The sequence below is a fragment of the Mammaliicoccus sp. J-M41 genome, from assembly GCF_022385935.1.
Lineage (GTDB): Bacteria > Bacillota > Bacilli > Staphylococcales > Staphylococcaceae > Mammaliicoccus > Mammaliicoccus sciuri_A.
The window spans coordinates 143864-164411 of the sequence record NZ_JAJNIR010000002.1 but is presented as its reverse complement, the minus strand read 5'-3'; the positions used below and the strand labels follow the sequence as shown (position 1 = coordinate 164411).

Here is a 20548-nt window from a genome sequence, read left to right as displayed (position 1 = left end):
GACAGAGGCTGGGATATGATATCTTAGCCTCTTTTTTTATTTATGAATGCAAATGCCGTTATTAGCAGTTCTAGCTAAAGGTGCAAATACTGGTGCCGTTATAATAAATAAGGCTACAAAAAAACATCTCATTTTCTGATTTGCTCAGGAAAATGAGATGTTTTAATTTACTTTATTTAAATACTTTACGTTTTTGATTAAAGTACATGAATGTCAAAATGATAAACCAAATTGGTGTAATTAATATAGCGATTAATGTCACTTTATTTGTCATCAATAACACGAATACGAAAATAAAGAATATTAATGTAATCCATGCTACTGGAACACCACCAGGTAATTTGAAATCAGATGCTTTGTTTAATTCTGGTGATATTTTACGATATCTAATATAAGCAACAATGATTAATGACCATACTACTAAGAAAAGAACAGTTGAAACTGATGTTACATATTTAAATACTTCACCAGCATCTTTAATCACGTAGTTTAAAAGTACTGAGATCATTAATAAGAAACAACTAAATAGTGTTGCTTTATAAGGGACACCAGTTTTGTTTGTTTGACCAAAGCTCTTATTTGCTTGTCCATTTTGTGATAAACCATAAAGCATTCTACTATTTGAGAAAATACCACTATTACAAGATGAAGCTGCAGCTGTTAAAACAACAAAGTTGATAATTGCTGCTGCGATTGGAATACCAATCAGTCCGAATAATTTTACGAATGGACTTTCGGCAGGGTCGATTTTGTCCCAAGGTGTAATAGACATGATGATAATAAGTGAACCTACATAGAAAAGCATAATTCTAATTGGAACACTGTTAATCGCTCTTGGTATTGTCTTATGTGGATCTTTCGTTTCACCAGCTGTAACACCGATTAATTCAATACCTACAAATGAGAAAGCTGCCATTTGGAATGATAAGAAGAAACCATTCATTCCATTCGGGAATATACCATTATGATCCCAAATATGTGTTAGTGAAGCTGTACCGTATGGTGTTTCATATGCCATTACGATCATGATAATACCGACAACGATTAAAGCTACGATTGTTGTAATTTTAATAATAGAGAACCAGAACTCTAATTCACCAAATAGTTTAGCAGTCATTAAATTCATCGTCATCAATATGAGTATTGTAAATAATGCTGTAATCCATGTTGGTATGTCAGGAAACCAAAAACTTATGTATTTTGCTACTGCAGTTACTTCGGCCATACCAGTTACAATCCAACAGAACCAATAAGTCCATCCTGTTATATATCCTGCGAACGGGCCGATGTATGTATGTGTGACATCTGCAAAAGAATGAAAATCAGTGTTTGAGAGTAATATTTCCCCTAGAGCTCTCATAAACAGAAATAAAATTAAACCTATTATAATATAGGTCAGTAGTATTGAAGGGCCTGCTGAACTGATTGTTTCTCCAGCACCTAAGAATAAGCCTGTACCTATAGCACCACCTATCGCAATAAGTTGTACATGCCTATTGCTTAACTCCCTTTGTAAATTGTTAGCCATATAAACTTTATCCCTCTTTCATATACAAACTTTCATGTTATTATTATGCGCTTGCTGTAAGAAAATAGCAATTAAAAAATGGATGTTTAACAACTGTTTGATACCTGTTAACATGATTTATTATTTTTATCATATATAATAATAAAAATGAATGGATAAACGACGAAATGACCTATTCTGATAAAAATGATAGGGTATTATTCACTCGTAAATCCTTCTGTGTTCACGTTTTCGGGATATATTTAATTTACTATAGCAATATTATAAAAAATATAAAATTACAACTGTTTATTTTTATTCATCTAAAATTACTAAAGAATTTAAAGTTTAAAGGTCCTTCGCATTCACAAATCTCAAGAAATTATATATAATGATAGATGAAAGCCATTACATATATGGGCAATTATTTAGTAAGGGGGATATTATTATGGCACAAGTAGCAAAAGGGTTAGAGGGCATCATTGCTTCTGAAACTCAAATTAGTTCAATCATAGATAATCAATTAACTTATGCAGGTTATGAAATAGATGATCTAACTGAAAATGCTTTATTTGAAGAAGTTATGTTTTTACTATGGAATTTAAGATTACCAAACAAAGAGGAATTAGCAGAACTAAATGAGAAACTACTAGGATATATGACTCTAAACCCTAGAATGTATACACATTTCGAAGATTATGCGACTGATAAAGTTCATCCAATGACTGGATTACGTACTTCATTATCTTATTTAGCGCATTTCGATCCAGACGCTGAAAAATTTGATGAAGAAATGAACTATGAACGTGCAATTAGAATTCAAGCAAAAGTTGCATCATTAGTAGCAGCATTTTCTCGTGTAAGACAAGGTAAAGAAGTTGTGAAACCTAAAAAAGATTTAACATATGCAGCAAACTTCTTATATATGTTAAGAGGTGAAGTTCCAACTGATGTTGAGGTAGAAGGTTTTAACAAAGCGTTAATTTTACACGCTGACCATGAATTCAATGCTTCAACATTTACAGCACGTGTAGCAGTTTCGACTTTATCTGATATGTATTCAGGTGTGACAGCAGCAGCTGGCGCATTGAAAGGCCCATTACATGGTGGTGCTAACGAACAAGTTATGAAAATGTTAACTGAAATTGGCACTGTCGACAAAACTGATGATTACATTAAAGAAAAAATTGCAAACAAAGAAAAAATTATGGGCTTCGGACACAGAGTATATAAAAATGGTGACCCTAGAGCGAAGTACTTAAAAGAAATGAGTCGTCGTATTACAGATGAATCAGGTCAAAAAGAACTGTTTGAAATTTCTTTAAGAATTGCTGAAATTATGAAAGAAGAAAAAGGATTATTACCTAACGTTGACTTCTACAGTGCAACTGTATATCACAGCATGGGTATTGATCACGATTTATTCACACCAATCTTTGCAATTAGCCGTATGTCAGGTTGGACAGCTCATATTCTTGAACAATATAGAACAAATAGAATTATGAGACCAAGAGCTGAATATACTGGTGAACGTGATCGTAAATATGAACCAATTGAAAACCGTTAATTTAATTAATATAATATAACTAACAAATTTAGATGGAGGAATCATATAATGACAGCAGAAAAAATTACAACAAATCAAGGCGTTTTAAATGTTCCAAATAATCCAGTTATCCCATTTATTATTGGGGATGGAATTGGACCAGATATCTGGAATGCAGCAAGTAGAGTATTAGATGCAGCTGTAGAAAAAGCATATAATGGCGAAAAGAAAATCGAATGGAAAGAAGTATTAGCAGGTCAAAAAGCATTCGATGAAACTGGTGAATGGTTACCAAACGAAACTTTAGAAACGATTAAAGAATATTTAATCGCTATTAAAGGTCCATTAACTACACCAATTGGTGGCGGAATTCGTTCATTAAACGTTGCTTTACGTCAAGAGTTAGATTTATTCACTTGTCTACGTCCAGTACGTTGGTTTAAGGGTGTTCCTTCACCTGTTAAACGTCCTGAAGATACAGATATGGTTATCTTCCGTGAAAATACTGAAGATATTTATGCTGGTATTGAATTCCAAGAAGGCTCAGATGAAGCTAAAAAAGTTATAGACTTCTTACAAAATGAAATGGGTGCTAAAAATATCAGATTCCCTGAAACTTCAGGTATCGGTATTAAACCAGTTTCTAAAGAAGGTACTGAAAGATTAGTAAGAGCAGCAATTAACTATGCATTCGATAATAATCGTAGAAATGTTACATTAGTTCATAAAGGTAACATCATGAAATTCACTGAAGGTGCATTCAAAAAATGGGGTTACGATTTAGCTGAACGTGAATTCGGAGATCGCGTATTCACTTGGCAACAATATGATAAAATTGTTGAAGAAGAAGGTAAAGATGCAGCTAATAAAGCACAATCAGATGCAGAGGCTGAAGGTAAATTAATTATCAAAGACTCTATCGCTGATATCTTCTTACAACAAATTTTAACGCGTCCTGCTGAATTTGATGTAGTTGCTACAATGAACTTAAACGGTGACTACATTTCAGATGCATTAGCAGCTCAAGTTGGTGGTATTGGTATTGCACCTGGTGCAAACATTAACTACGAAACAGGACATGCAATTTTCGAAGCGACACACGGTACAGCTCCTAAATATGCTGGTTTAGATAAAGTTAACCCTTCATCAGTATTATTAAGTGGTGTATTAATGTTAGAACACTTAGGTTGGCAAGAAGCTGCTGACAAAGTAACTCAATCTGTTGAAGCTACAATTGCTTCTAAAGTAGTAACATATGACTTTGCTCGTTTAATGGATGGCGCAACTGAAGTTAAATCTTCAGAATTCGCTGATGAATTAATTAAAAATTTACCATAATAGATGTTATTTGAGGAAGGTTATTTAATAACCTTCCTTTTATTATAAGGAGATGAACAACATGGCAAGAAAGAAAATTTCAATTATTGGAGCAGGATTTACTGGCGCTACAGCTGCATTTATAGCAGCTCAAAAAGAGTTAGGTGATATTGTACTTGTTGATATGCCTCAATCTGAAAACCCAACAAAAGGTAAAGCGTTAGATATTGCAGAAAGTGCACCGGTATTAGGCTTTGATTCAAAAGTAACGGGTACTGCTAATTATGAAGATACAAAAGATTCAGATGTCGTCATTATTACAGCGGGTATTGCAAGAAAGCCTGGGATGTCACGTGATGATTTAGTACAAACAAATCAAAATGTTATGAAATCCGTTACTAAAGAAATTGTTAAATATTCACCTAATTGCGTTATCTTAGTCTTAACAAACCCAGTTGATGCAATGACTTATACAGTATATAAAGAGTCAGGATTTCCGAAAGAGCGCGTGATTGGTCAATCTGGCGTATTAGATACTGCTAGATTTAGAACATTTGTTGCTGAAGCATTAGATCTTTCAGTTAAAGATGTAACAGGATTTGTATTAGGTGGTCATGGAGATACAATGGTTCCACTTATTAGATACTCAGCAGCTGGTGGTGTACCTTTAGAGAAGTTATTATCTGAAGAAAAAATTGCTGAAATTGTTGATAGAACAAGAAAAGGTGGAGCTGAGATTGTTAACTTACTAGGTAATGGTTCAGCATATTATGCACCTGGAGCAGCTTTAATTGAAATGACAGAAGCAATATTGAAAGATCAAAAGAGAGTATTACCTTCAATTGCTTATTTAGAAGGTGAATATGGTTATCAAGACATCTATTTAGGTGTTCCAACTGTATTAGGTGCTAATGGTATTGAAAAAGTCATTGAGTTAGACTTAACTGATGAAGAAAAGCAATTACTTGATGAATCTGCTCAATCTGTTGAAGCAGTAAAGAATATTTTACAATAAAATAACAGTTAAAAGACGCATTCTGCTTTGAATGCGTCTCTTTTATTTAGCTAGTGTTAACTTTTTGTAAAGTTCTCTAAATAACCATTATTTTTTAAATAATTTAAGTTATAATTATATTAAATCGCTTAAGGAGGACCTTGAATGTCACAAAAAGTATTGGTAGTAGACGATGAGCAATCTATCGTTACATTGCTTAAATATAATATAGAACAAGCTGGTTACCAAGTAATTGTAGCTTATGATGGAGTTCAAGCGTTAGAGAAAGTAAATGAAGAGAAACCAGATTTAGTAGTATTAGATGTAATGTTACCTGAGAAAGATGGAATTGAAGTTTGTAAAACGATTCGATCAGATAAAAACCAAGTTCCGATTCTTATGCTTACAGCTAAAGACGATGAATTTGATAGAGTATTAGGACTAGAATTAGGTGCAGATGATTATATGACTAAACCATTTTCACCTCGTGAAGTTGTAGCACGTGTTAAAGCTATATTAAGACGCGTTGGGCAAGTTGAAAATAAAAACTTAGATGATGATGAAGATATTATTCTAGGTGCAATTAGAATTAGACCTGACTTCTTTGAAGTGTATAGAAATGATGAGTTATTAGAATTAACACCAAAAGAATTCGAACTTTTACTTTACCTTATTGAGAGACAAGGTCGTGTGATAACTAGAGAACATATGTTGAATTCAGTTTGGAATTATGAATTTGCTGGAGACTCTAGAATAGTTGATGTGCACATCAGTCATTTGAGGGATAAACTTGAAGAAAATCCTAAGCAACCTCAATTCATTAAAACGGTGAGAGGTTTAGGCTATAAGTTAGAAAGACCAAAGAATAATGATTAAGTTCTATAATAAATTACTAATTATACTTACAACGGTTACTGTTGTAAGTTTTCTTATATTAGGGTTTTTCCTTCATAATTCTAGTTACGATTTAATTTCTAAACAACAGCAAAAATTATTAAAGACTGAATCCAAAAAAGTTTACGATATTGCAAAAAATAATCCTGAAAATCTTAAAGATATTTTAAGTGTCTTTGATCAAGATATTTTACTGCAAAAAGATGGACGTGTGTTATATCGTTCAAGTGAAAAGGATACAAACATATTTAATCAAAATAAAAAGCAAGCTATATCTGATGCAAATGCATTTGATGAATATTTTGCAGTTGATAAGTCAGAATCTGAAGTCATGTATGCAAGAACGTATGGAAATTATACAGTTGTTATAGCAAAACATACAGATACGATAGCGATTATTCAAAAAGATATTTGGAAATATTTATTGTTAGTCTTATGTTTTACATTACCTTTAATCTATTTTGTCGTTCGATATATTAACACTTCTTATATTCATCCAATTAAAGAAGTGACATATGCTACTAAATTATTGGCTTCTGGTAAATATCGTGTTAGAGTTCCGGAAAGTAATGTGAAAGAAACGAAAGAACTCTTTGTTAATACGAATGAACTTGCTAGAACATTAGATAATTTAAATAATGAACAGAAATTGCAACGTAATCGATTGGAAACGACTTTAGAGAATATTCCAAGTGCAATTTTAATGTTAGATAGAGAAGGTTATATTGTCATTGCAAACAAGACGTATCATGACTTATTTGATAGAAACAGTCATTCTGAAGGACAGTTATTTAAAGAAGCAATGCCTAATGTTGAGATTATACAGATGATGAACGAAGCTTTAAAATTAGAAAAACCTATGTTTGAACAAGTCGAAATGTATATTAATGATGTACATAATAAGTTCTTTGAAGTTTCAGTTATTCCAGTATTATCTCGAAAAAAACGAAATCTATTAGGTTTAGTTGTCGTTATGCATGATATAACGAAGTTGAAGAAATTAGAACATATGCGAAAAGATTTTGTGGCTAATGTATCTCATGAATTAAGAACACCAATTACATCAATAAAAGGATTTGCGGAAACATTATTAGATGGTGCTAAAAATAATCCTGAATCGTTAGATATGTTCTTAAATATCATGTTAGATGAATCTAATCGAATTCAATCACTTGTTCAAGATTTACTCGAGTTATCAAAAATTGAACAAAATAGCGAGATACCGAAAGAACTAATATCATTAACAGAAATTGGCGAACATTCGATTAATACAGTATCAAATGTTGCTTCTAAAAAAGACATTCACATTACAAATCATATCGATAAAGAAGTGTATGGATATGGTGACAAAGATAAATTAACACAGGTGTTGATTAATTTATTAACGAACGCCATAAGTTATTCACCGAAATCTAGTGAAGTTATTATAACGATTAAAGAAGTAGATGAAGGTCAAATCATTTCTGTGAAAGATAATGGTATAGGTATATCTAAAGATGAACAAAAACGAATTTTTGAAAGATTTTATCGTGTAGATAAAGCGCGTAGTAGAGATTCAGGAGGAACAGGACTTGGTTTATCCATTACGAAACATATTGTTGAAGCACATAATGGACAAATTAAAGTTGAATCAGAAGTTGGAAAAGGATCTAACTTTATTGTGAAACTCTTTAATAAGTAATCTTCATATAATCTTTACAATTTATTCATATTGAATTAATCATGAACAGATAGAATAAACATAGACCCCTTCATTTTGATGATTATGCGAAATACATTGTGTATTTCGCTTTTTTTATTTATGCGAAACAATCTTATTATATTGTGAGATATGATAAAATATAATCAATATAAAGATGGAGGTATCTTATTGTGGAAAAATTGGTACTGATTGATGGTAATAGTTTATCATTTAGAGCATTTTTTGCTTTGCCTTTATTAACAAATAAAGCTGGCGTTTATACGAATGCTATATATGGTTTTACGATGATTTTAGATAAAATAATTAAAGAAGAAGAGCCAACTCATTTTATGGTTGCTTTTGATGCTGGAAAAACAACTTTCAGAAATAATATGTACAGTGAATATAAAGGTGGTCGTGAGAAGACGCCAGATGAATTAAGAAGCCAATTACCATATATCCGTCAACTTGTGGAAAGTTATCATATTAAACATTATGAATTAGAAAATTATGAAGCGGATGATATTATCGGTACATTATCTCGTGAAGCAGATGAGAAAAATATTAAGACAATCATCATTACGGGTGACCGAGATTTAACTCAGTTAGCAAGTGAAAATGTAACGATTTATTATACTAAAAAAGGTGTAACAGATATTGATCATTATACGCCTGAATTTATCGCTGAAAAATATGATGGTTTAGTACCTAATCAAATTATTGATATGAAAGGGCTTATGGGTGATAAGTCAGATAATATACCAGGTGTGCCTGGAATTGGTGAGAAGACAGCGATTAAATTACTGAAACAGTTTGAGACTGTAGAAGGTGTTTATGAAAATATTGATGAGTTAAAGAAATCAAAAATGAAAGAAAAATTAATAGATAACGAAGATAAAGCTAAGTTAAGTAAAGAACTTGCTACGATTAATCGTAAGTCTCCTATTGAAGTTACAATAGATGACTTGAAGCTTACAGATCAAAGTAATGACGAGAAGATAAAGTTATTTAAGACATTAGAATTCAAACAATTGCTTGATCAAATGGATGCAAGTGCTGAAGCAACAGATGACCGAGAGATTAAATACTCAACTAATATTGATGACTTTGATTTTGATAAGGTAACTGAAGCGGCAATTCATTTTGAAACGAACGAAGCTAATTATTTAAAAGCAGATATACTTGGATTTGCGATTCATGCAAATGGCGAAACATATGTTGTTTCTCCTGATATTTTAAAAGAACATAAAAAATTAAAACAATGGCTTGAAAATGATCAAGTAACATTTGCAACATATGATGCTAAAAAAACGATTATATTATGTAAAAGATTAGGTATTGAAATTAATGGTATTCAGTTCGATACAATGTTAGCGAGTTACATTTTAGATCCTTCTAGAACGATTGATGATGTATACTCAGTCGTATCAGAATTTGGCATTTATTATGTACCGAATGACGAAAGTATATATGGCAAAGGTAAAAAGTTGCACGTCCCAGAACAAGATATGCTTTTTGAAAGTATAGCTAAAAAGGTAACGGCAGTTTATGAAACAAAAGATAAAATGATTCAATTACTAGATGAAAAAGATCAATTGAGTTTACATGATGACTTAGAATTACCGTTAGCACGTGTATTAGCTGAAATGGAATATATCGGCATAACGGTTGATAAAGATACTTTAGTTGAAATGCAAGAAGACTTGAAAGTACGTATCGATAAATTGATTGAACAAATTCATCATCATGCCGGTTCGGAATTCAATATTAATTCACCAAAACAGTTAGGTGTCGTATTATTTGAAGATTTAAAACTACCAATTATTAAAAAGACAAAGACTGGATACTCAACTGCAGTTGATGTATTAGAACAATTACGTAATGAACATCCGATTATTGAAGACATATTAGTCTATAGACAGCTCGCTAAACTTCAATCTACTTATATTGAAGGATTGCAAAAAATGATTACGTCTGAAGGTAAGATTCATACGAGATTTAATCAAACATTAGCTCAAACGGGTCGTTTAAGTTCTGTAGATCCTAATCTACAAAACATACCTATAAGATTAGAAGAAGGTAGAAAAATTAGAAAAGCATTTAGACCAAGTAAAGAGAATCACGTTATATTTGCTGCTGACTATTCTCAAATTGAATTACGTGTATTAGCAGATATTACTGGTGACGAGCATATGAAAGAAGCCTTTACTGCTAATGAAGATATTCATACGACAACTGCAATGCGTGTGTTCAATGTCAGTAAAGACGAAGTAACTTCAAATATGAGAAGACAAGCAAAAGCAGTTAACTTTGGTATTGTGTATGGTATTAGTGACTATGGTTTAAGTCAAAGTTTAGGCATTACAAGAAAAGCTGCTAAGCAATTTATTGATGATTACTTAGATAGTTTCCCTAAAGTAAAAGAATACATGGATACAATCGTACAAGATGCTAAACAAAAAGGTTATGTAGAAACGCTACTTCACAGAAGAAGATATACACCAGACATCACAAATCGTAACTTTAATTTAAGAAGTTTTGCTGAGAGAACAGCTATGAATACACCAATTCAAGGTAGTGCGGCGGATATTATTAAATTAGCAATGGTACAATTTGCGAACAAAATGAAAGATAAAGATTTTAAAGCTAAATTATTATTACAAGTACACGATGAATTAATATTTGAAGTTCCAGAAGATGAATTAGAAGCATTCCAACCGTTTGTAGAAGACATCATGGATAATGCACTCGAGTTATCTGTACCATTAAGTGTAGAATCTAGTTCAGGACAAACATGGTATGATGCTAAATAATAAAAGGAAAGAAGATTATATATGCCAGAGTTACCAGAAGTAGAAAGTGTTAAAAAAGTGATTGAACCTAAAATTGTCGGTGCCACAATAAAAAATGTAACTTTTTCAGAAAAAGTTGAATTGGGCAAATCGACAGGTAAAGAAACAATTATAAAAGGTAGTTCATTAGCTGTATTCAAAGAACGTACTGAACAATACAAGATTATGAGTGTCTATCGTAGAAGTAAATATATTTTTATGGAAATAGATAACGGTGAAAATAGCAATGTTATCATGTGTCACTTTGGTATGACGGGGGCATTCTTTACAGTTCCAGATTTAAGTCATATTGAAGTTGATAACCATAGAAAGCATTGGCACGTTATTTTCGAATTAGATAACGGATTCCAACTTATTTACACAGATATTAGAAGGTTCGGTGAATTAAGAGCATTGGAAGATTTAAGTGAATATCCTTCAGTCTTAAAAATTGCACCAGAACCGTTTGTTGAAGAAGCGTACCAACATTACTTAAATAAAGTAATGTCAAATAAATTTATAAATAAACCAATTAAAGTCGCGATATTGGACCATACAGTTATATCAGGTTGCGGTAACATATATGCTTGTGAAGCTTTGTTAAGAGCAGGCGTTCTTCCGATGAGACCAGTGAAAGATTTAACTTCAAAAGAACGTAAAGCGGTCTTTGATGAAGTGGTTAACGTGTTACAAGAGGGTATCGATAACGGTGGTTCAAGTATATCTGATTACTACAATGCAGATGGTGAAAAAGGGACAATGCAAGAAAAGCATAGAATATATGGTAAAAAAGTGTGTGGCCAATGTGGCGGGCAAGTATTACAAAAAGTCATTGCTACAAGAAACACGCACTATTGTCCAAATTGTCAAAAGTAGGTGTGAAAATGGCGAAAGTAATAGGTTTAACTGGAGGTATTGCAACTGGAAAGTCTACAGTATCTCGTATTTTAAAAGATAAAGGATTTTGTATAGTAGATGCCGATGTAGCCAGTCGAAAAGCAGTCGAAAAAGGAAGCGTTGGTCTACAACAAGTTAAAGAAGTATTTGGAGAAGAAGCGATTGTAGATGGTGAAATGAATAGACAATATGTTGGATCTATTGTATTTAAAGATCAAACAATGCGAGAAAAACTAAACAATATTATTCACCCGATAGTAAGAACAATTATGGATGAAGAAAAAGAAGAAGCATTAAGTCATGGTAAAAATGTCATAATGGATATTCCGTTATTGTTTGAGAACAAATTGCAAAATACAGTCGATGAAACTTGGTTAGTTTATACAGATCAAGAAACTCAAATACAACGACTTAAAGAACGTAATCAGTTAAGTGATGAAGAAGCGGAAGCAAGAATACAATCACAAATACCAATAGATGAAAAGAAATCATTAGCTGATTATATAATTGATAACAATGGAAGTTTAGAGGATTTACATCAAAATATTGATGATTTACTTAATAGTAAGGCGTTAAATCATTAAAATTAAATAAGATTAAAATGAAAGTGGATGAATAGCATTTGTTATTCATCCACTTTTTTAATTTATTTTAGAAAAAGATAATAGAAAACGTTTTCAACAAACTTTTAATGTGATATACTAATTGCAATAAATAGTATATCACATTAAAAGGGGTTCTCGACTATGAAGAAAAATATCGCAATTAATGGTTTAGGAAGAATTGGAAGAATGGTCTTAAGAGGTGCACTTAAATCAAATGATTTAAATATTGTGGCTATTAATGCTTCATATCCACCAGAAACAATTGCTCATTTAATTAAATATGATTCTACACATGGCAAATTAGATGGAGAAATTAAAGCAGTTGAAGATGGCATCATTATTGATGGTCATAAAATTTTACTTGTATCTGAAAGAGATCCTAAATTATTACCGTGGGGAACTTTAGGAATTGATATTGTTATAGAAGCAACTGGTAAATTTAATCATGGAGATAAAGCAATCGCACATATTGACGCTGGTGCTAAGAAAGTTATTTTAACGGGGCCATCTAAAGGTGGACATGTTCAAACAATTGTTAGAGGTGTAAATGATGATGCGCTCGATTTAAATGATTTTGATATTGTGTCAAATGCATCTTGTACAACAAATTGTTTAAGCCCAGTAGCCAAAGTTTTAAATGATACATTTGGAATCGAAAATGGATTAATGACAACTGTACATGCATTTACGAATGACCAAAAGAACTTAGATAATCCTCATAAAGATTTGAGAAGAGCACGTTCTTGTACGGATAGTATCATTCCAACTTCAACAGGTGCAGCAAAAGCATTGTCACTTGTATTACCTGAATTAGAAGGGAAAATGCATGGAATGGCATTAAGAGTACCAACTTCTAATGTTTCTCTTGTTGATTTAGTTGTCGATTTAAAACAAAATGTAACAGTTGAAGAAGTGAATGAAGCATTACGTCAAGCTAGTAATGGACCATTAAAAGGGATAATGGATATTAATGATGAGCCACTTGTTTCAATTGATTTCAAAACGAATCCACATTCAGCAATCGTTGACGAACAATCTACAATGGTCATTGCAGATAATAAAGTGAAAGTACTGGCTTGGTATGATAATGAATGGGGCTACTCAATGAGAGTTGTTGAACTAGCAGAACAAATTGCTCAAATACTTTCAGAAGTGAGAGAACAAAAAATTTCATAAGTGATATAAGTTACATTTAAAACGTAATGTGGTAAATTAAATACCGCATTACGTTTTTTATTTAATAATAATACTGTTAAGTATCTATAAGTGCATTTTGAAAAGTAGTGAGCGTTTAAAAAAATAACAAACTACTGTATAATCAACCTATGTAATAAGTATATGAGGGGTGAAACGAATGAGATGTCCAAACTGTAAATATGAAAATTCCAAAGTTGTAGACTCTAGACACGCGGATGATTTAGTAGCAATTAGAAGACGAAGAGAATGTGAATCATGTGGATTTCGTTTCACAACTTTTGAAAGAGTAGAGCTCACACCTTTAATCGTCGTAAAAAAAGACGGCGCAAGACAAACATTTAATAGAGATAAAATATTAAACGGTTTAGTACGTTCTTGTGAAAAAAGACCGGTTGCTTATCAAAAATTAGAAGAAATTACAAATCAAGTTGAAAAAGAATTAAGATCTGAAGGTAACACAGAAGTATCTTCAAATGATATTGGTGAAAAAGTTATGGAACATTTAATGGATGTCGATCAAGTATCTTATGTAAGATTTGCATCAGTATATAGAGAATTTAAAGATGTCGATCAATTATTAAAGTCTATGCAAGGCATATTGAAAGACCGAAAGTAAGGTGAGTATTAATGGCGGAATATTTTAGTGGTATCAAGCCAAGTGATGGCTTCTATGTTAAATCGAATTATAATTATACACATGTACATCAAGATATATTAGTTAGTTTATATACGCCATTAATTGGAACTGATGCAATTGGTGTTTATTTATATTTATCGCAATTTAATTATCATCATGAAACAGAAGCGTATAATCATTATACAATTATGAATGATTTAAGAATAAATTTATCTAGCTTTAGAGATGCTTTAGACTTGTTAGAAGGTATCGGCTTACTGAAGACGTATTTTAAGACGAATCAAGAAGCGCAATCATTTATTTATCAATTAGAGCAACCTGCTACAGCAGAGCAATTCTTTAATGATCCTTTATTATCTGTATTTCTATATCAACAAATTGGTAAGTCGAGATATATTAGATTAAAAAATAGATATAAAGATGACAGTGTGACGACTCAAGGCTTTCATGAAGTGACAAAGAGCTTTACTGATGTATTTAAAGTGCCAAAGTTGACGAATGTTGAACAACAAGATGATATCAATATTCGACCTGAATATAAAAGTAAAGGACTCGATTTGTCAGACGTTCAATTTGATTTTGAAATGTTAGAACTATTGTTGAGTAATCATTTGATTTCTAAAGAAATTTTAAATAAACAGACGAAAGAAGTCATCATACAAATTGCTACGTTATACGGTATTACACCGGTTGAAATGAAGTCTATTATCTTAAAATCCATTACAGAAAACCAAACGATTTCACTTCAAGATTTAAGAAAACATGCACGTACAATCTATCAAATAGAGCATGAAGGTGAATTGCCAACTTTAGATTTAAAAAATGAAAAACCTAAAGCAAATTCGCATTCTGAAAACAGCGAAGTGAACTCTTTGTTGTCATGGTTTGAATTGTTGGATACGACAAGTCCAATAGACGTGTTATCATCATTTACGCAATCTGAACCAACAATTGCACAAAAGAGAACTGTTGAAGATATTATTACACGCGAAAAATTACCGTATGGTGTAATTAACATCTTGTTAGAGTATGTAATGTTTAAAAATAATATGCAGTTACCGAAAGCATATATTGAAGAAATTGCTTCGAATTGGAAAAAACTTAAATTATCTTCAGCTGAAGAAGCCTATCATTATGTTAAAAATCTTGATAAACAAAAAGCTGAGAAGAAAAAAGAACGTAAAAATAATGCGAATAACCCTTATAAATTAAAATCAATTGAAAAGACACCAGAATGGTTATTAAAACAAAAATCTTCTGAATCAACTAAAGAAGAGAAACAAAATGATCATGAATCTGATGCTGCGTTTGAAAAAAGAAAACAAGCGCTTCAAAAAGAAATGGAAGCTTTTTGGAAAGAAGGTGATCAATAATGGAACCACTTGGACAACATTTGAAACAAAATAAAGATTTTCAAAAACGATTAGAAAAAATTAAAAAAGATACATTGTCTCATAAAGAGGTAAAGGCATTTTTAGAAGAACATCAATCTGAATTAACGAACGAAATGATTGATAGAGATTTAGATCAATTACAAGCATATAAAGATCAATCGAAATGTTGTGAGAAATGTGGGAGTTATGGCACTTGTATCAACTTTGTGAAAGGTCATGTACCTGAACTATACATTGAGAATGACCACATCAAAACAAGATACTTACCTTGTCCGAACAAAATCGAATACGATGAACAAAGGTTTGAATCAAGTTTAGTGACATCATTCCAAATGCCAGAAGAAACGTTGAAAGCGACGATTAAAGATATATACATCGAAAATGAGTCTAGAATGCAAATCATTAAGAAAGCTATGGATATCTGCAATAAAATCGTAGCAGGTGAAGAAGTTAAAGGGCTATATATTCATGGTCCATTCGGAACGGGGAAATCGTATATATTAGGAGCAATTTCAAATCAGTTAAAAGTCAAAAAGCAACCTTCTACAATTATATATTTACCTGAATTTATAAGAGTACTTAAAAATGGATTTAATGATGGTTCGTTCAGTAGTCGATTCGAAGCGGCTCGTGAAGCTAAAGTATTGATGTTAGATGATATTGGTGCAGAAGAACTGACGCCATGGGTTCGTGATGAAATATTGGGTCCATTATTGCATTATAGAATGGTCCATAAATTACCGACATTCTTTAGTTCAAATTTTAACTTTGATGAATTAGAATTTCATTTGAGCAAAACACGACAAGGTTCAGAAATAACAAAAGCTAGTCGAATAATGGAACGTATTAAAACAATCTCTGAACCATATGAGCTAGATGGTAAAAACTATCGCGCTTAATTTTAGCTTGATATTTTACAGTAGAGTTGTATAATTGAATTATCTTAAATGAATATACAAATTTAGAGGACATGACGTCTATAAAGCATTAACAGAGAGTCTCATTGAGCTGGAATTGAGATAATGCAATATAAATGGTTACTCCCTCAATACATGATGTGTTAATCCACATTCGGCTCAAGACCGTTATCTTATGTAGAGTTATCGTACTTATATGTGAAGTGCGTTAATGAGGGTGGTACCGCGAGAGATTTCGTCCCTTTGGATGAGGTCTCTTTTTTGTGTTCTTTAATAAAAAAGAGGAGGAAGTCGTTATGAGTGAGATAAATATTAAGTTTCCGGATGGTAATGTGAAAGGGTTTGAACAAGGCACAACTACTGAAGAAATCGCTCAATCTATTAGCCCAGGTTTAAGAAAGAAAGCTGTGGCTGGTAAATTTAATGGTCAGTTAGTAGATTTAACAAGAACTTTAGAAAATGATGGGGAAATTGAAATCGTTACACCTGGAAGCGACGAAGCTTTAGAAGTGTTAAGACATTCAACTGCACATTTAATGGCACAAGCTTTACAAAGATTATACGGAGATGTGAAGTTTGGTGTAGGTCCTGTAATCGAAGGTGGTTTCTACTACGACGTAGATACAGAACATAAAATTTCTAGTGACGACTTTGAAACTATCGAAAAAGAAATGAAACAAATTGTGAATGAAAACTTTAAAATTGAACGTAAAGTTGTAAGTCGCGATGAAGCAAAAGCATTCTTTAAAAATGATGAGTATAAATTAGAGTTGATCGATGCTATTCCTGAAGACGAAAATGTAACACTTTATTCTCAAGGTGAATTTACAGATTTATGTCGAGGCGTACATGTTCCTTCAACTTCAAAAATTAAAGAATTTAAATTGTTATCTACTGCAGGTGCTTATTGGAGAGGTGACTCAAACAATAAGATGTTGCAACGTATTTATGGAACAGCATTCTTTGATAAAAAAGAATTAAAAGCTTACTTGAAAGTATTAGAAGAAAGAAAAGAACGTGATCACCGTAAAATCGGTAGAGAACTAGAATTATTTACTACTAATCAAGATGTTGGTGCTGGATTACCTTTATGGTTACCAAATGGTGCAACAATTAGACGTGAATTAGAACGTTATATTGTAGATAAAGAAGTTGCAATGGGTTATGACCACGTGTATACACCAATTATGGCTAATGTAGATTTCTACAAGAGATCTGGACATTGGGATCACTATCACGAAGATATGTTCCCTCCAATGGATTTAGGTAATGAAGAACTTGTGCTTAGACCTATGAACTGTCCACATCACATGATGATTTATAAAAATAGTCGTCATTCATATAGAGAGTTACCAATTCGTATAGCTGAATTAGGTATGATGCATAGATATGAAGCAAGCGGTGCAGTATCTGGTTTACAACGTGTTAGAGGTATGACTTTAAATGATGCACATATCTTTGTTCGTCCAGACCAAATTAAAGAAGAATTTAAACGCGTTGTTAACATGATACTTGATGTGTATAAAGATTTCGGTTTCGAGGATTATAAATTCAGATTAAGTTATCGTGATCCAGAAGATAAAGAAAAATACTTTGACGATGACGAAATGTGGAATAAAGCACAAGCGGTTCTTAAAGAAGTAATCGATGAAATGGCTTTACCATATGAAGAAGCAATCGGTGAAGCGGCGTTCTATGGTCCTAAATTAGACGTTCAAGTTAAAACAGCAATGGGTAAAGAAGAAACACTATCTACTGCTCAATTAGATTTCTTATTACCACAAAAATTTGATTTAACTTATATCGGTAATGATGGTGAAGAACATCGTCCAGTTGTTATTCATAGAGGCGTAATTTCTACTATGGAAAGATTTACTGCATTCTTAATAGAAGAAACTAAAGGTGCATTCCCACTTTGGTTAGCACCAAAACAAGTGGAAATTATACCTGTAAATGTTGACTTACATTACGATTATGCAAGAGCATTAAACGATGAATTAAAATCTCAAGGTGTACGTGTTCATATTGACGACCGTAACGAAAAAATGGGATATAAAATTCGTGAAGCTCAAATGAAAAAAATACCGTACCAAATCGTTGTCGGTGATAAAGAAGTAGAAAACCAAGAAGTAAATGTACGTCGATACGGATCAAAAGATTCAAAAACAGTTGAAAAAGACGAATTCATCTGGAATATTGTGGATGAAATTCGACTAAAAAAGTAATAGCCTATTGAAATTTCTAGAATCATCGGGTATAGTTTTAATAGTGAAATTTAATTAAATATTCCTCAGTAATGAGTTAGAGGTTGCGATGTTCAAGAGTAATTATTCAGAAGCGAAATGGCGCGTATGTTGAAATAATGAAAGGGTGCATCGCCGAAACGAATCATATCCATAATATGATTTGTTGGGTCAGTGTTTAATAGATACTGGACTGTCACACTAAGTGATGTGCTACCAATTTGTATGGAATGTTCATATATCGGTCGCATATCTCTTGAGATATGCGACTTTTTTAGTGGCTCGATTGTGGAATGGAGAAAGGAAATAGCAATGAATCAAGAAAAATCAACGAACAATATTCAAAGGAAACTCAAAGATAGACATATCTCTATGATAGCCATCGGTGGTTGTATTGGTACAGGTTTATTTATGACTTCTGGCGGAGCCATTAGAGATGCTGGACCGGGTGGTGCATTACTAGCATATGCAATAGTTGGCTTGATGGTCTTCTTCCTTATGACATCATTAGGAGAAATGGCGACTTATTTACCAGTCTCAGGTTCTTTTAGTACTTACGCAACTCGATTTGTCGATCCTTCACTAGGATTTGCATTGGGATGGAACTATTGGTTTAACTGGGTTATTACAGTTGCAGCTGATATTACAATTGCATCTCAAGTTGTGAGTTACTGGGAACCACTAGAAATCATTCCATCATGGTTATGGAGTGTCATTTTTATGGTTATCATATTTGGCCTTAATGCACTTTCAGTTAGAGTATACGGGGAAAGTGAATACTGGTTTGCATTTATTAAAGTAGCTACAGTAATTATTTTCATTGGTGTAGGTTTATTAACGATATTTGGTTTACTAGGTGGCGAATACTTAGGATTTGATAACTTTGTAGCAGGTGATGCACCATTCTTAGGTGACTCGAACGTTAATACATTCTTACTTGTATTAGGTGTATTCTTAGTTGCAGGATTCTCATTCCAAGGTACTGAGTTAATTGGTATTACAGCTGGAGAATCTGAAAATCCTGAAAGAGCAGTACCTAAAGCGATTAAACAAGTATTCTGGAGAATTTTATTATTTTACATTTTAGCAATCTTTGTAATTGGTATGATTATTCCTTATACAAATCCAAACTTAATGGGTGGAGACGAAATTGCGAAATCACCATTTACACTAGTATTTGAGAATGCCGGTTTAGCATTTGCTGCTTCATTTATGAATGCTGTTATTTTAACTTCAGTATTATCAGCAGGTAACTCTGGTATGTATGCTTCAGTTAGAATGCTATTCTCAATGAGTAAAGATAAATTAGCATCACCAGTATTTTCAAAAACAAATAAATCAGGTGTTCCATACACAGCATTATTTGCAACAGCAGTAGTTGTTATACTTATATTTGCAATTGAGCATTTAAGTGGTGGCGCATACGAATATATTATCGCTGCTTCAGGTATGACAGGCTTTATTGCATGGTTAGGAATCGCAATCAGCCATTATAGATTTAGAAGAGCATTTGATCTACAAGATTATGATAAGACTAAATTAAAATATAAAGCTAAATGGTTCCCATTTGGTCCATTGTTCGCATTTGCTTTATGTGCGATTGTAATCGTAGGACAAGATGTTGATTTCATCCAAACTGGTGAATTCGAACCAAGAAGATTCTTTATTACTTATATGGGTATTCCTGTATTTTTAGCGTTTTATATTTTCCATAAACTAAAATATAGAACTAAAATGATTCCACTTGATAAAGTTGACTTAAGTCAAGATGTGGATATGAAAGAATTTGAAAAGAATATTAAATAAACATTGACATAAGGGTTTATAATTGGTAAGATAAGTTTTGTTGAATACGAAACGGACCAAGTAGAAGCATACCCGCTTCTCA

At 32.3% G+C, this 20548-nt stretch carries 15 protein-coding genes, 1 riboswitch and 1 other annotated feature (1 of these 17 only partly in view); of the genes, 14 read left to right on the top strand and 1 reads right to left on the bottom strand.

The window, feature by feature from the left end; translation table 11 throughout:
* Positions 1–172 precede the first annotated feature (172 nt).
* Positions 173–1528 (bottom strand): amino acid permease, encoded by a 1356-nt coding sequence (locus LQ686_RS01840; RefSeq protein ID WP_025904310.1) that lies wholly within the window; start codon positions 1526–1528, stop codon positions 173–175.
* A gap of 427 nt (positions 1529–1955) precedes the next feature.
* On the opposite strand from LQ686_RS01840, the gene LQ686_RS01835 reads away from it, so the two are divergent.
* The 14 genes from LQ686_RS01835 to LQ686_RS01770 all read left to right on the top strand — a co-directional run bounded on the left by LQ686_RS01835 (position 1956) and on the right by LQ686_RS01770 (position 20466).
* The gene (locus LQ686_RS01835) at positions 1956–3074 is read left to right on the top strand and encodes a citrate synthase (protein WP_025904309.1); all 1119 of its coding nucleotides are present in this window, start codon (positions 1956–1958) and stop codon (positions 3072–3074) included.
* Between the two features lie 48 nt (positions 3075–3122).
* Complete coding sequence (icd, locus tag LQ686_RS01830) at positions 3123–4391, top strand: NADP-dependent isocitrate dehydrogenase (RefSeq protein ID WP_025904308.1); 1269 nt, start codon at positions 3123–3125, stop codon at positions 4389–4391.
* Between the two features lie 61 nt (positions 4392–4452).
* Positions 4453–5385 carry a malate dehydrogenase gene (gene mdh / locus LQ686_RS01825; RefSeq protein WP_025904307.1) on the top strand — a complete coding sequence of 311 codons (933 nt, stop codon included), beginning with the start codon at positions 4453–4455 and terminating at the stop codon, positions 5383–5385.
* A 144-nt stretch (positions 5386–5529) separates the two neighbouring features.
* A complete protein-coding gene (locus tag LQ686_RS01820) occupies positions 5530–6240 on the top strand; it encodes a response regulator transcription factor (protein ID WP_103360783.1) in 711 nt (236 codons plus the stop codon).
* Positions 6233–7939, top strand: coding sequence for a two-component system histidine kinase PnpS (pnpS, locus tag LQ686_RS01815; protein ID WP_239733117.1), 1707 nt, complete (start codon positions 6233–6235; stop codon positions 7937–7939). Before LQ686_RS01820 ends, pnpS begins: the two co-directional genes overlap by 8 nt.
* A 191-nt stretch (positions 7940–8130) precedes the next feature.
* Entirely contained in the window at positions 8131–10752 is a 2622-nt protein-coding gene (gene polA / locus LQ686_RS01810) for a DNA polymerase I (protein WP_025904304.1), read from the top strand.
* 21 nt (positions 10753–10773) lie between these two features.
* Positions 10774–11646: a bifunctional DNA-formamidopyrimidine glycosylase/DNA-(apurinic or apyrimidinic site) lyase gene (mutM, locus tag LQ686_RS01805; RefSeq protein ID WP_025904303.1), complete on the top strand. Its 873-nt coding sequence runs from the start codon at positions 10774–10776 to the stop codon at positions 11644–11646.
* An 8-nt stretch (positions 11647–11654) separates the two neighbouring features.
* On the top strand, positions 11655–12251 hold the full coding sequence (gene coaE / locus LQ686_RS01800) for a dephospho-CoA kinase (protein ID WP_103360781.1): 597 nt from the start codon (positions 11655–11657) through the stop codon (positions 12249–12251).
* 162 nt (positions 12252–12413) lie between these two features.
* Positions 12414–13448 carry a glyceraldehyde-3-phosphate dehydrogenase gene (locus LQ686_RS01795; RefSeq protein ID WP_025904301.1) on the top strand — a complete coding sequence of 345 codons (1035 nt, stop codon included), beginning with the start codon at positions 12414–12416 and terminating at the stop codon, positions 13446–13448.
* A 178-nt stretch (positions 13449–13626) separates the two neighbouring features.
* Positions 13627–14085 (top strand): transcriptional regulator NrdR, encoded by a 459-nt coding sequence (gene nrdR / locus LQ686_RS01790; RefSeq protein WP_025904300.1) that lies wholly within the window; start codon positions 13627–13629, stop codon positions 14083–14085.
* Positions 14086–14096: 11 nt separating this feature from the next.
* Complete coding sequence (locus LQ686_RS01785) at positions 14097–15479, top strand: replicative helicase loading/DNA remodeling protein DnaB (protein WP_103360780.1); 1383 nt, start codon at positions 14097–14099, stop codon at positions 15477–15479.
* On the top strand, positions 15479–16399 hold the full coding sequence (gene dnaI, locus LQ686_RS01780; RefSeq protein WP_025904298.1) for a primosomal protein DnaI: 921 nt from the start codon (positions 15479–15481) through the stop codon (positions 16397–16399). Before LQ686_RS01785 ends, dnaI begins: the two co-directional genes overlap by 1 nt.
* Positions 16400–16713: 314 nt before the next feature.
* Positions 16714–18642, top strand: coding sequence for a threonine--tRNA ligase (thrS, locus tag LQ686_RS01775; RefSeq protein WP_119475067.1), 1929 nt, complete (start codon positions 16714–16716; stop codon positions 18640–18642).
* 69 nt (positions 18643–18711) lie between these two features.
* Positions 18712–18884, top strand: a riboswitch (Lysine riboswitch).
* Positions 18885–18972: 88 nt separating this feature from the next.
* On the top strand, positions 18973–20466 hold the full coding sequence (locus tag LQ686_RS01770) for an amino acid permease (RefSeq protein WP_025904296.1): 1494 nt from the start codon (positions 18973–18975) through the stop codon (positions 20464–20466).
* Positions 20467–20518: 52 nt separating this feature from the next.
* Positions 20519–20548 (top strand) — a sequence feature (ribosomal protein L20 leader region); it runs 96 nt beyond the window's last position.

Bases quoted from the DNA above. Each gene is read 5' to 3' on its own strand.
- icd (WP_025904308.1), top strand. From the start codon at position 3,123: ATGACAGCAGAAAAAATTACAACAAATCAAGGCGTTTTAAATGTTCCA.
- thrS (WP_119475067.1), top strand. From the start codon at position 16,714: ATGAGTGAGATAAATATTAAGTTTCCGGATGGTAATGTGAAAGGGTTT.
- LQ686_RS01820 (WP_103360783.1), top strand. From the start codon at position 5,530: ATGTCACAAAAAGTATTGGTAGTAGACGATGAGCAATCTATCGTTACA.
- pnpS (WP_239733117.1), top strand. From the start codon at position 6,233: ATGATTAAGTTCTATAATAAATTACTAATTATACTTACAACGGTTACT.
- LQ686_RS01795 (WP_025904301.1), top strand. From the start codon at position 12,414: ATGAAGAAAAATATCGCAATTAATGGTTTAGGAAGAATTGGAAGAATG.
- LQ686_RS01785 (WP_103360780.1), top strand. From the start codon at position 14,097: ATGGCGGAATATTTTAGTGGTATCAAGCCAAGTGATGGCTTCTATGTT.
- LQ686_RS01835 (WP_025904309.1), top strand. From the start codon at position 1,956: ATGGCACAAGTAGCAAAAGGGTTAGAGGGCATCATTGCTTCTGAAACT.
- LQ686_RS01770 (WP_025904296.1), top strand. From the start codon at position 18,973: ATGAATCAAGAAAAATCAACGAACAATATTCAAAGGAAACTCAAAGAT.
- nrdR (WP_025904300.1), top strand. From the start codon at position 13,627: ATGAGATGTCCAAACTGTAAATATGAAAATTCCAAAGTTGTAGACTCT.
- dnaI (WP_025904298.1), top strand. From the start codon at position 15,479: ATGGAACCACTTGGACAACATTTGAAACAAAATAAAGATTTTCAAAAA.
- mdh (WP_025904307.1), top strand. From the start codon at position 4,453: ATGGCAAGAAAGAAAATTTCAATTATTGGAGCAGGATTTACTGGCGCT.
- mutM (WP_025904303.1), top strand. From the start codon at position 10,774: ATGCCAGAGTTACCAGAAGTAGAAAGTGTTAAAAAAGTGATTGAACCT.
- coaE (WP_103360781.1), top strand. From the start codon at position 11,655: ATGGCGAAAGTAATAGGTTTAACTGGAGGTATTGCAACTGGAAAGTCT.
- LQ686_RS01840 (WP_025904310.1), bottom strand. From the start codon at position 1,528: ATGGCTAACAATTTACAAAGGGAGTTAAGCAATAGGCATGTACAACTT.